Annotated in this window: 13 protein-coding genes and 1 pseudogene; 5 read left to right on the top strand and 9 right to left on the bottom strand. The window is 69.8% G+C overall.

Features of this window, described 5'->3' with window-relative positions:
- Positions 1-420 precede the first annotated feature (420 nt).
- The 4 genes and pseudogenes from ACFC1R_RS37665 to ACFC1R_RS37650 form a co-directional block, all read right to left on the bottom strand.
- Positions 421-765, bottom strand: a complete 345-nt coding sequence (locus ACFC1R_RS37665) for an Hsp20/alpha crystallin family protein (RefSeq protein ID WP_375946239.1) — start codon at positions 763-765, stop codon at positions 421-423.
- Positions 766-908: 143 nt separating this feature from the next.
- Entirely contained in the window at positions 909-1,658 is a 750-nt protein-coding gene (locus ACFC1R_RS37660) for a maleylpyruvate isomerase family mycothiol-dependent enzyme (protein ID WP_375946238.1), read from the bottom strand.
- Between the two features lie 188 nt (positions 1,659-1,846).
- Positions 1,847-2,155 carry a hypothetical protein gene (locus ACFC1R_RS37655; RefSeq protein WP_375946237.1) on the bottom strand — a complete coding sequence of 103 codons (309 nt, stop codon included), beginning with the start codon at positions 2,153-2,155 and terminating at the stop codon, positions 1,847-1,849.
- Between the two features lie 50 nt (positions 2,156-2,205).
- Positions 2,206-2,658, bottom strand: a pseudogene (locus ACFC1R_RS37650) (IS110 family transposase); the annotation flags it as partial.
- Between ACFC1R_RS37650 and ACFC1R_RS37645 the strand changes: the two are divergent.
- Positions 2,548-3,912: a glycosyltransferase gene (locus ACFC1R_RS37645; RefSeq protein ID WP_375946236.1), complete on the top strand. Its 1,365-nt coding sequence runs from the start codon at positions 2,548-2,550 to the stop codon at positions 3,910-3,912. The pseudogene ACFC1R_RS37650 and the gene ACFC1R_RS37645 overlap by 111 nt on opposite strands.
- A 1,422-nt stretch (positions 3,913-5,334) precedes the next feature.
- On the opposite strand, the gene ACFC1R_RS37640 is transcribed toward ACFC1R_RS37645, so the two are convergent.
- Both ACFC1R_RS37640 and ACFC1R_RS37635 read right to left on the bottom strand, forming a co-directional pair.
- Positions 5,335-5,655, bottom strand: coding sequence for a hypothetical protein (locus ACFC1R_RS37640; RefSeq protein ID WP_375946235.1), 321 nt, complete (start codon positions 5,653-5,655; stop codon positions 5,335-5,337).
- Between the two features lie 6 nt (positions 5,656-5,661).
- Positions 5,662-5,970, bottom strand: a complete 309-nt coding sequence (locus ACFC1R_RS37635; RefSeq protein ID WP_375946234.1) for a hypothetical protein — start codon at positions 5,968-5,970, stop codon at positions 5,662-5,664.
- Between the two features lie 668 nt (positions 5,971-6,638).
- Between ACFC1R_RS37635 and ACFC1R_RS37630 the strand changes: the two genes are divergently transcribed.
- Positions 6,639-7,094, top strand: coding sequence for a hypothetical protein (locus tag ACFC1R_RS37630; protein WP_375946233.1), 456 nt, complete (start codon positions 6,639-6,641; stop codon positions 7,092-7,094).
- A 173-nt stretch (positions 7,095-7,267) separates the two neighbouring features.
- Here the strand turns inward: ACFC1R_RS37630 and ACFC1R_RS37625 are convergent, their stop codons facing one another.
- On the bottom strand, positions 7,268-7,573 hold the full coding sequence (locus tag ACFC1R_RS37625) for a hypothetical protein (RefSeq protein WP_375946232.1): 306 nt from the start codon (positions 7,571-7,573) through the stop codon (positions 7,268-7,270).
- Between ACFC1R_RS37625 and ACFC1R_RS37620 the strand changes: the two genes are divergently transcribed.
- A complete protein-coding gene (locus tag ACFC1R_RS37620; protein WP_375946231.1) occupies positions 7,568-8,233 on the top strand; it encodes a hypothetical protein in 666 nt (221 codons plus the stop codon). The genes ACFC1R_RS37625 and ACFC1R_RS37620 overlap by 6 nt on opposite strands.
- Before the next feature lie 231 nt (positions 8,234-8,464).
- On the opposite strand, the gene ACFC1R_RS37615 is transcribed toward ACFC1R_RS37620, so the two are convergent.
- Complete coding sequence (locus tag ACFC1R_RS37615; RefSeq protein ID WP_375946230.1) at positions 8,465-9,103, bottom strand: hypothetical protein; 639 nt, start codon at positions 9,101-9,103, stop codon at positions 8,465-8,467.
- Positions 9,085-9,303, bottom strand: coding sequence for a hypothetical protein (locus ACFC1R_RS37610; RefSeq protein ID WP_375946229.1), 219 nt, complete (start codon positions 9,301-9,303; stop codon positions 9,085-9,087). Before ACFC1R_RS37610 ends, ACFC1R_RS37615 begins: the two co-directional genes overlap by 19 nt.
- Positions 9,304-9,966: 663 nt before the next feature.
- Between ACFC1R_RS37610 and ACFC1R_RS37605 the strand changes: the two genes are divergently transcribed.
- A complete protein-coding gene (locus tag ACFC1R_RS37605) occupies positions 9,967-10,203 on the top strand; it encodes a hypothetical protein (RefSeq protein ID WP_375946228.1) in 237 nt (78 codons plus the stop codon).
- 354 nt (positions 10,204-10,557) lie between these two features.
- Complete coding sequence (locus ACFC1R_RS37600) at positions 10,558-11,397, top strand: IS5 family transposase (protein ID WP_375946227.1); 840 nt, start codon at positions 10,558-10,560, stop codon at positions 11,395-11,397.
- Positions 11,398-11,527: the final 130 nt, after the last annotated feature.

Genomic DNA, 11,527 nt, shown 5'->3' with positions numbered 1-11,527 from the left:
CGTGAGCCGGAGCGGTACCCGCCAACACCATCATCGGCACCGCCGCCAGTACACCCAACTTCGCGATTGCACGCTTCTTCAACGCGGTTTCTCCCTTTTGACCCGGTGCGTGAACGCGCCGGCCGCTTGCTCGGTGACAGCAGCATTCCGAGAGCGGCTAACAACCGCCTAACGCCCGCCTGCGCGCCCCACTCGCCCTCGGGGAGCTCGTACATGCTGCTGCCCCGCGCTCTGGCCCGGTCGGGCAGGGCGGGGCTCGCTGTGTTCCTGGGCGTGCTCGTCGACAAACGTTCCCCCGGTCGCGCATGGTGTTTCTCGCTGCCGTCCCGGCCCGGAACCGTGACATGGATCGCGAGGTCGGGCGGGTCGTCCCACAGGGCCCGGGGGTTGGCGGTGCGGGACGGCGGTCCGGGGGCCGGGTCAGGCCTGGATCTGCTTGCGGTCGCCGCTGTGGCTGATGGCGATCTTGCGGGGCTTGGCCTTCTCGGCGACCGGGATCTTCAACGTGAGCACGCCGGCGCCGTAGTCGGCGCTGATCCCCTCCGGGTCGAGGGTGTCGGAGAGCATGACCTGGCGGGAGAACACCCCGAGCGGGCGCTCGGACAGCTCCCACTTGACGCCCTCGCCCTCCTGGCGCGGACGGCGCTCGGCCTTGACGGTCACCATGTTCCGCTCAACGTCGATGTCGATCGCCTCCGGGGCCACCCCCGGCAGGTCGAAGCAGATCACGTACTCGTCGCCGGCCCGGTAGGCGTCCAGCGGCATCGGCGTCGGCCGCGACCAGGTACCGGTCGTGTTGAGGAACTGCTGGGTCAGCCGGTCCAGCTCGCGGAATCGTGATCTTGCTTTGGGGGCGCTGGGAGATGGCTGCGGCCAGCGCCCCGCAGGGGGTTTCTCGGGCCGGGACGTCAGCTCAGGTCAGGCCAGCGCAGGAGGTTCTCCAAGGTGGCGCGGTCACCCTCGCTTCGCAGGCTGTCCAGGGGAAGGCGGCCGTGCAGGGTGAGCAGCAGATTGCTCGCTGATCCGTGCAGGCTGGCGGCTGTCTCGTGCGGGCCGTCGGTGATGTATGACCCCGACGCCGTCAGGTCGACCAGCCATGACTCGCCCTCGGCGGCGTGTAGGCCGATCCGGACCGGCTCGTGCGGCCAAGGGCCGGCGGTGCCGTGGCTGACGCCGATGAACTCGGTGATGCCGTCGAGAGCGACAACCGCCGGGATGGGCTGGGGAGTTCCAGTGGCCAGCTGGGCGTCGAAGGCGTGGACAGCGGCTTCCTGGATCTGATGGCGCGCCACGGCACCGCTCGTCATCGGCACGTCGGAGTCGCCCCACCAGGTCCAGCAGCCCGTCGCTGGACCTGCGGCTCGCAGGGCGGCGATCAGCTCGTGGGTGGCTGTGGCCGAACGGGCCAGTAGGTCGGCTGCCGGCGTGTCATCGGCCGGCGCCACGGTCGGGGGCTTCTCGCTGGGGCCGGCTGCGACCGCCGCCGCCCAGAACCGGTGCACCTCGGTAAGGTGCTCAACGAGGTCGCGGAGCGACCAGTCGGGGCAGCTGGGGATGCGGACATCCAGATCGGGGGAGCCCGCGACGCTGCTGCGCAGGGCGGCGGAGCGGTCCTCGACCAAGGTCAGCAGGTCTTCGAAGGCAGGTGTTTGGGTCATCCCAACTCCCTATCACCCGGCACTGACAGCGGCCGTGCGGTTTCCACTGACCCGTTGGCACGCCGGCAGCGGTCCGTGGCCGTGCTGCTGGGAGCCGGGTGCGGGAACGGGTGCGGCCACCGTTGATCATCGGTGTGTGAAGACAGAAGATCATGCGGTGGCCGCAGACATCGCACGGGGTTAGCGCGTCAAGTTGATGGGGCGAGTCCGCTGTTGACGATGCGGGCCCAGAGGGTGTGGTGCCACTCGTTGGCGTCGGGAGCGGGCTCGGTGGTCAGGACCGGATTCGGGCCCGTCTCGATGAGATGCAGAAGAGCCCAGGCGACGCCGTAGCAGTCGTCCGGGCCGAAGCAGGCGACCAGCGCCCGGGCCTCCTCGCCGGTGACGGGCTTGGCAATGGCTTCGAGCTGGTCGGATCGCCGGTCGATCTCCTCCCCGTCGGCATCCCAGTCGGGAAGAGGGCCGTCGGCTACGAACGCCTGCACTTCTGGTCTCATCTGCGAATGATCAACCGCTGTGGCTGGCCGGGGCAAGGCGTTCTGCCGGTTCACGCGGCAGCTGCCTCTGCCTGCGAGGCGGCTGCGGGGAAGGCAGTGTGCTCGTCGAACCGTTCGTGGTGCTGGAGACAGTGGTGGAGCTGTCCGAGCAGACGGTTGAAGAGGTGGCGTTGGGCGGCGGCGTGCCAGTCTCCGTGTTCGCGGCGGGCGCGGTAGTGGGCGCCGGCGCCGGGTGAGGCGGTGAGGGCGGAGAACGCCCAGAGATAGCCGACGTGGTTGAGGCGGTCGTTCTTCACCATGCGCCGGCCGATGTGGCTCTTCTTGCCGGAAGAGCGGGTGACCGGCGCGGCTCCGGCGTAGGCCTTGAGGCCGCGGGCGTCGGCGAAGCGGCTGTGGTCGTCGCCGACCTCGGCCAGGACGCGGGCGGCCAGCTGGGTGCCCAGGCCCGGGAAGGACAGCAGGATCTCGGCGTCGGGGTGCTGGGGGAAGAGTTCCTCGCCGGCGATGGTAACCGGGCGGCATTCGCCGAGGAGAATCGCTCCATGCGCATTCTGATCATCACTGCCGGTTCACGGGGAGACGTCGCGCCCTTCACAGGCCTGGGGCGGCGCCTGCTGGACGCGGGCCATCAGGTCGCCGTGGCCGCTCACCCGTCCTTCGCCGCACTCGTCGGCGGGTGCGGTCTCGACTACCGGCCTGTGCCGGGAGACCCGCAGAGGCTGATCCGAGACTGGTCCCGGGCGGCGTCGCGGGAGGAGGCCCAGGCGATGACAAGGGCGTACGCGGACGGGCTCGCCGATGGGGTGGCGGAGGCCGTGGCGGGCGGAGCCGACCTGCTGCTCACCGCCTTCGGCCCGGCACCGCTCAGCCGGACGGCCGGCGAAGCGCTCGGCGTCCCCGTCATCGGCACCTACCTCGCACCGTCGTTCGCCACCAGACAATTCCCGCTGCCCAACGCACGGAACACCGACAGCCTGGGGCCGGAGGGCAGCCTCGCTGCGGGCCGGGAAGTGCTGAGGCGCGCGGAAGGGGTCTTCGCGGGCTCCGTGGCCCAGCTGCGCGCCCGCCTTGGACTGCCCGCTGACGCGCCCTCGGCGCCGGTGGACATCCGGCCGGTCTTCCACGGCTTCAGCCCGCTGGTGGTGCCGCGCCCCCAGGACTGGCCGTCCCGGGTCGAAGTGGCGGGCTACTGGTGGCCCGCGCGGCCGGACCGCTGGCAGCCCCCGACCGAACTGGTCGACTTCCTCCAGGCCGGTCCGCCCCCGGTGTTCATCGGGTTCGGCAGTATGGCGGCGGGGCAGGGGGAACGGCTCAGTGAACTGGTGGCCGCGGCGGTGAAGCGGGCAGGCGTGCGCGCGGTGGTACAGGCGGGGTGGGCCGGTCTGAGCGGCTGCGGCGACGACGTCCTGGCCATCGGCGACGTCCCGCACGACTGGCTGTTCCCTCGTGCCACCGCCGTCGTCCACCACGCCGGGGCGGGTACCACCGCAGCCGGACTGCGGGCCGGAGTACCCGCCGTGCCCGTTCCCGTCATGGCCGACCAGCCGTTCTGGGCGTCTCGGCTGTACGAGCTGGGAGTTGCCCCCCGGCCTGTGCCGTTCCAGGACCTCACCGCCGAAGCCCTCGGCGACGCGATCACGGCTTGCCTGGCCGAGCCGGCCCACCGCCGCCGCGCGACCGAACTCGCCCGCGGGATCGCCGCAGAGGACGGCACCGCTTCGCTGCTCGCCCACATCGGCTCAGAGAGCGCCGGGTGAACCCAGGGGATGCTTCATCGCCGTGCTGCCGTGCCAGGCTGTCCGAGGCACTCGGCCGCATCCGGTGCTGCCGAAACGCGCGAACAATTCGAACGCCTTCGCCCCCCTGCCGCCTCCCAAAGTCGTGAGCAAACGCTGCCCGAAGTCGTGAACGTAGCCAACCCAGACAACCTCTGCGCGCCCCTACACCCCAGTCGGCCCAGACAGGCGTCTGCAAAGGGCCCCGGGTCCTGTTCCACGTGGGACCCTCTCGAGGGCTTCCCGGCCGCCCCTGGCAGGATCGGGCGGGCGGTGCGCGCCGCATCCCATTGCCCGTGGCGCGCACCGCCTGGACGGCCGGGCGCAGTCAGGTGCCGCAGGTCAGCGGGGGTTGACCGGTTGCCAGGACGGTGTATGGTCCGCCGGTTTCACTCGCTGCCGCCCGGACTGTGGGCGCCCTCAAAATTTTCCTCTGGTCCTCCCTTGATCGGCGCTCCCAGCCTCCTACTGTCCGGTGCCACGGACCCGCCCGGCACTGCCTGGGGGTGCCGCGTACAGGTACGTGGTGCGCGTCGCGGTGTCCGCTTCAGCCGACTCGGAGGGGGCTCTCGTGACTACACGCACACCGCGGCGCCGGACCGGGGCGCAGCGCGCCCGGACGCGGCACGGCCAGGCTCTGGCAGCGGCGTAGCCGGAGCGGTCGGCCTGGCGCGATCCGGGCTGGATGGTGGGCGCGGTGCTGGCGATCGCTGGCTCTGGGGTGGTGGTGGCTGTGTTGCTGGCTCTGGCGCAGCACGTCGAGGTGACCTGGCACTGACGTTCCGGGACCGGGCCGCCGGGCGGAGCACTGCGGCGGGTGGCGGTCCGTCAGCCGCCGTTGCGGCCGGCTCGGCTGGCAGGCGGCGCAGCACGGGGACACCGGGCCGGGCCGGGTGACGGCCCGCTCGTCCGGTGGCAGCCCCGGCCCGCCAGGGCCCACCAGCCAGCGCCGCAGGCCCGGCCACGACCCGGCCAATGCCCACCGCCACCACCCACATCCCCACCATCAAGAGGTATAGAGGGGCGTACAGGAAGGGTTGTCGGAATTTCCAGCCGCCTTGATTGCCACTCTGACCTGTGCCGATGCCGCCTCCGGTCCGGGCCGGGGGTGCAGACATCAGGAGCCCCGTCAGGAGTTACATCAGGAGTGGCATCAGGAGTGGCAGGAGGAGTCCACCACCGGCCCGCCCAGGCATCCCGCCGCGTGGCTGAACGGGCCGCTGGCCCTAGCCGCAGCGGCGGTGCGGCCAGCATCTGCCGGACGCCACCCTCAAACAACAGCCCGACAGGGTGGAGACCCCGCCGGTGGGACCGTCACTGCGGGCAGTAGCCCGCGGGTCCCAGCCCCGGATGACGCCCGCGCCGCTGCTGTTCTACGGCTCGGGGCTGTGGTCCCGTTCGGTGCTACAGGTGCGGACCGATCACCAGCACGGTGATGACCGCGACGTCCTCACCCTGGTCGTTCTTCTCGTCCGGCCCGTAGATCCAGCAGGTGCGCCAGGCGGACGGATTGTGGTTCTCCACGTAGGAGTCCCAGACCTTCTCGGCGGTGAAGCCGGGGAAGGACTCGTACTGGTGGGAGTGCAGGCCGGGGTAGCGCGGATCGGTCTGGAGGAGGCCCAGCGCCTTGCGGACCTTCTTCAGCTTGACCGGGTCGGCCTTGGGGCCGGCCGCTAGGCGCCGGAGCGTCTCGGCGGCGTCTTCGGTGAAGCGCAGAACGTGCACCGGTCTCTAGTCCTCGTCCTCTTCGCCGTCGAGGTACTGCGAGAAGTCGCCGAGGTCGAGGGTCTCGCCGCGCTGCGCCTGTCCGATGCCGGTCCGGATGCGCTCGGCGAGCAGCGGGTCGGTCCACACCTGCATCTCGCGTTCCGGGATGGAGACGACGGGTGTCAGCAGGAGGACGCCGTCCGGGGTGGATGCCACCCGGTAGCGCCGTCCGGGCCTGGCGCCTGCCCGGCCGAGGGACACTCGGCCGCGGCTGTCGACCTCGGTCTCGGCGACGGTCTCGAACTCCTCGCTCATGTGGGCTGCTGCGGGCATGTGACCCCTCCGGGCGCTCCGGGCGCTTGTATGGACCCTCCCACCGTACCCACCGGGGGCATGTGGGTAAATCCCACCTTGTCCGTGGCAGCGGCGGCCCAGCCACCCCAAGGCATGCAGGCGCTCTGGCCGTCCCCCGCTGTCGTTCGTGCCGCTTGCGCATGCGCACGGTGCGGGGCCAGCACCTGGCCGGGCCCGCGGGGCGTCAGTCGCCGACCGCGTCGGCGGTGTAGGAGAGGCCGCCCTCCCCCAGCGGGCGCCGCCCCCCGCTCGCGGGGCGCGCGGCCGGCACGGCCGAGAGGGAGAACGGCGAGCCGAGGCGCTCGGCCGGGAGGAGGAAACCGCACGAACCTGACCAGGCAAAACATCATCCCGATGACGCCAAAAACCGCACCACAATGACGCACCACCAACCACCACCGCCACTGACCAGCAAAAACACCCCCCACACCCCACGACAGAAAACCGCCGTATCTGACGACAAATACATGCAGCTTCACAGCTCGCGCCTCATCCTCGTCCGGGGCGAGAGCCCGTCCGGGGTCCAGTCGAACAGATGGCCGCCACCGTCCCCGCTGTTCGCGAAACTGCCGCGAGAGCTACGGAGATTTCGTGCTTAAGCGTTGAAAACCGCGCATGTTGATCGTGCACAGGCAACCATCAGGGAAATGAAGAGGACTCTTGCTGTCGCCTCGCTCGCCTTGGCCGCCGCTCTCGCCCTAGCCTCGCCCGCCGAGGCAGTCCCAACTCCCCCCGGGGACACGCCGGCGCTGGCATGCGGGCTGGGCACGGTCGATCTCACCAACCCCCCGCTCGGCTACCCCGTCACCACGATCAACGACGCGGCGAAGAAGCTGGGGCTGTCCGAAGTCCCCACCGCCGTCGGCCTGGGCTGCGACAAGTCCATCCCGACCGACCCGAACTCCGGCACCCACCGCTACCCCGGGTCCGGCCCCGTCGTGCTCCGCACCAGCGAAACCGCCCCGACCCAGGAGTACTGCACCAACTCGGTCAGCGCCCGCGGCGACCTCCTCGGCAACGGCGGCGTCGTCCTGCCGGGTGGGAAGACGCTCGCCGTGATCGGATCGGGCTGTGTCGTGGAAGCCAACCCGATCATCATCTAGCAAGCGCCCGCACCCGCTAAAGCAGCGGCCCGGTACTCGCATCGGGTTCTTTCGGATCATGGTGTGAGCATGACCCGGCCTTTCCGGGAAAAGCGTTGGAGAACATTGATGCGGCGGCTGTGCGTCATTGGAAAATGAATGACACACAGCCGCCGCTTATTCTATGTATTTTCTCAGGCGCGGGCGTTCGGCCAGAGTTCGGGAACGCGGTCGTTTTCTCGGTCCCACTTGGGCCAGCGTTGGGCGTGGATGAGGCGGACTGTCCACCAGGGGTCGCCGGTCGGCGGTCCGTTCTTCTCGGCCTTCTTGAGGTCGCGGGCGGAGGGGAGGTCGAGGACGATCGGTCGGCCGCCCTGGGCGCGGCGGTTGGCGAGGCAGGCCGGGCATTCCAGGCGGTCCGGCTCGGCGTTCTCGTCCAGTTCGTGGTCGGAGTCGTGGGCGCCGCCCAGCGGGCCCTGACAGGTGTAGCAGGGGTGCATGGCGTCGTTGTGGGCGCGGGCGGCGAGCAGGGTCGCGCGCAGCTCGGCGGCGGCCTCGTCCTCGCGGGCCTGTTCTTCGGCCTGGCGGTCGTCTTCTTCCTGCTGCTCACGGGCCTTGCGGCGCTGGCGGATCAGGTCGGCGAGGAGTCCAGCACGGTGGTGGTCAGCCGGGATGTCCCGGCCGGGCGCGTCGCGCTGCGCCTGACCGCCGAGCAGGCCGCGGCCCTCGATCTCGCCGAGGGCCAGGAGTACGAGATCACCGGCATCGTCACCGACGCGGACGGGGAGGCCCTCACCTTCCCCAGCACCGTCGCCCACACCATCCCGGCCCGCTGGCTGCGCCCGCCCGGCGAGCAGCTGGAGCTCCATCCGGACACGGACCGCTTCCACCGCGCGCTGGTGTGCCGGGACGCGGACGGGATGACGCCGGCCGAGATCGACCGGGCTGCGGAGAAGGCGCTGGAGCAGCTCCACCACGTCCAGGGCATGGCCCTGGAGGACCCGAACGTCGACCATTCGGTGCTCACCTCCGAGGCGGACCACCGCGAGTGGCTGCGGATCGCCGAGCGGGTGCGGACGGCCGGGCTCGCCGCCTACGATCCGCGGGTCGATCCGGACGCGGTGGAGCACCCGCCGCTGATCCGCTTCGGCAGAACCTGACTGTCCTCTGACAAGCCATCTGGACCGTTTGACAGGTGAGTTTGACCGCTTGAGCTCAGGGCGTTAGGGCCGCTGCCCATCGGCAGAGGCGTTGAGGAGCCGGTTGCCTCAGCGGTACGGGCCTGCTAGCCGGCCCAAGACGCATCCGCTGGCGCTTCGTCTCCTCCGCGATCGCCAGTCGCCGGGTGCGAGTCTCAATCTCGGACCTGCGAACGCCCCCTGCGGCATCTGCTACTCCGTCTCCTCCCCGGAGGACGGCTGGGCAGGCCGAGCCCGCATCTGCAGACGCACACGCTTGGTCTCTTCCTGCTCATGCAGCGCCGCTCGCTCGTTCTCGGCAGCTATCCGCATCCGCTCCGTCTCGGCAGCCAACTTCGCCTTCAGCTGCTCCGTCTTCTGTTCCAGAGCGGCCTTCGCCACGACTCCGAACGACGTTGCCATCGCGCCGATCATCCCGCTCGCGACCAGCTCGTTGAGCAGTTCCGGCTCAGATTGGAGCTTCAGGTACTCCGATACTGAAGGACTTGGTGAGTCCCGGTCCCAGATAGGGTCTGGCCTTGGGCGTTCCATGGCCGCTAGGGGGGAGCCGGAAGGACGAGCTTCTGAGGACGGGCCGGGGCCTCCTACTACGTGGATCCAGTCGTAGCCGCAGGCCTCGCAGAAGCGCCCTGCCCAGCTTGTCTTGCAGATGGGGCACCGGGGAACCTTCATGCCCAGCCCGCACTCTTCGCAGCAGTTGAGGTTTTGGGAGAGATGGCCATCAGGGCAAGGCAGCTTTCCTTCAGGCTGTGTCCGGCGTTCCTTGCGGCTCGCACCCTCCTGGGCGGTCGTATCGCTGTCCAGATCACCGCTCAAGTCGCCGTCAGACATGGACCAAGCCTAGGACACAGGCGTGACCGCGTCAGAGAAAGAGGTGAGCCGTCGGCGACGGTCTCGTCGATCGCATCGGCGGCGTCCCGGTCGGCGGCGAGCAGCACGCGGCCGCGGTAGGCGGCGACGATCTCGGCGACGGCGGCCAGGTCCACGATGGCGGGGACCTCCTCGACCTGGTCGTGCCGGTCGACCGGCACGCGGCGCAGCAGCTGGGCGGCGAGTTCGGCGTCCAGGCGCTCGGCGTCGCCGGGGTAGCCGTGGCCGGAGCGCAGCGCGGCGTCGGGGCGGATCCTGCCCCGGGTACGGGCGCGGGGCAGGCGTGGTGACGGAAAATCACCCGCCGACGGGGCGGATTCGCGCCTTTAGGCGCCGCCCTTGTGACTACGTCCCTGCGGGCGGAGCCTACCGGCGCTGTCAAGCCCGGAGGAGGGGGCGCAGGCAAGCCTTCATCTCACGCTCGGTCACGAATCCGGTGAGGCTTGCCCGCTGTGGGCAAGCTCGGACGGCCCGCCCCCGACCCGATGGCCGGCCTTCCCTTGCTGGCAGGCCGGTCCCGCCCCGGGCGGCCGGGGTCTACCCGGTGAGGTACACCTGGGCTGCGCACAGGGTGCAGCGGGCGGTGGTGGCGGTGAGTTCCGCTGGATACCAGGTCTCATGGGTGGCGGTGGTGTTCAGGCTCACGACCGTCATGCCGCGGGTGGCCCGATGGCACAGGGTGGGCTCGGCCGGCTCCGGGGAGCCGGGCTCGCGGGGCGGGCGTGCTGGCCCGGCTGAACGCCGCTCTCGGCCGGGAGCCCGCCCAACGGTGAACAGCGGGACACGCGGCCTGGCGGGGCGGAGGGGTCTGCCGGGCCGGTTCTGTGTGCGATCTACGATGGCCGGGTGGCAGACGAGAGTGGCATCCCGCCGACCTGATCGACCTCCAGCAGCGCTGGTACCTCGCCGAGGCGGCCTGGGCGGACCACCCCACCGAGGAGACGAAGGAGGCGTTCGCCGCTGTCAGCGCCGAGCTGTACTCCCACCCGTACTGGGGCACCGTCGACAATCGCCACAAGGCCGTCGTCGCCGTGCGGAAGGCGGCCCGCGCGGCGGCCTGACCGTATCGGCGACGCGATGGCGGCGACACGCGGGGAAGCGGCTACCCGTCGTCGGATGCCTGGCCGTCGACCCTCATGTACCGGGCCGGTTCGCCGGGAGCGGCTTCAGTCCTGCGACTTGACCGGGTCTCAGTGGGCGTTTTGGTATTTCTGGTCCCGTATGCGGCTCTTGCTCCTGTCCCAGTTCGCCACGTTTGCCGGGTAGAGCGGTATTGTCCCCGGGCAGTCAGTGAAGACCGCTGCCCGTCTCGTCCGCTTCTACGACTCGAAGTCCGTCTGGTTTACAGACGTCATGAAAACGCCCGACCAGCAGCGGAACAGCATCCTCCGGCCGACTGATGTTGACGCTGTGTCATGAACCAGTGCAAGCCGTACCCCAGCGACCTGTCCGACGCCCGATGGGCCCTGATAGAGCCGATTCTGACGGCCTGGAGAAAGGCCCGGCTCGACCGTCGGCCGACCGGCCAGCCGGCGAAAGTCGACCTGCGCGACGTCTTCAACGCGATCCTCTACGTCAACCGCACCGGGATCCCCTGGAAATACCTCCCGCACGACTTCCCCAATCACGGCACCGTCTACGCCTACTACGCCGCCTGGCACGACGGGGGCATCTTCGCTCAACTCAACTACGACCTCACCGGACTTGCGCGCGTGAAGGAAGGCCGCAAGCCCGAACCAACCGCCTCGGTCATCGACACTCAGAGCGTGAAGACCTCCACCAACGTGCCCCTGACCAGCCAGGGAACCGATGCCGCCAAGAAGATCGTCGGCCGGAAGAGGGGCATCCCCACCGACACGATCGGCCTGATCCTCGCCGTGACCGTCACCGCCGCGAGCCTGTCCGAGAACGCCCTGGGAATACGCCTCCTCGACCAGGCCAAGAAGCTCTACCCGACCATCTCCAAGAGCTGGGTCGACACCGGCTTCAAGAATGCCGCCGTCGAGCACGGTGCCCGCCTTGGCATCGACGTCGAAGTCGTCCACCGGAAGTCCGACATCCCCGGCTTCCATGTCGTGAAAAGGCGGTGGGTGGTCGAACGGAGTCTCGGATGGATCATGCTCAGACGCCGCCTGGCCCGCGACTACGAGACCCTTCCCGCCAGCCCCGAAGCCATGATCCACATCGCCTCGATCGACAACCTCACCAAGCGCATAACGGACGAGACCACACCAACCTGGCGAGGGACCTACTAGGGCATAAAGGGCAATCCGTTCACATCAAACGCCCTCTCAGCTTGGCGTTTATGGTCGCTGGTCACTCGACCGGCTGAGGTCTCCGGGATCCGGGCGCACGTGACGCGGCCGTTCTTCACGCTTCGAGATG

Source organism: Kitasatospora sp. NPDC056138 (assembly GCF_042264695.1).
Taxonomy (GTDB): Bacteria; Actinomycetota; Actinomycetes; order Streptomycetales; family Streptomycetaceae; genus Kitasatospora.
This window is presented reverse-complemented; position numbering and strand designations above follow the sequence as displayed.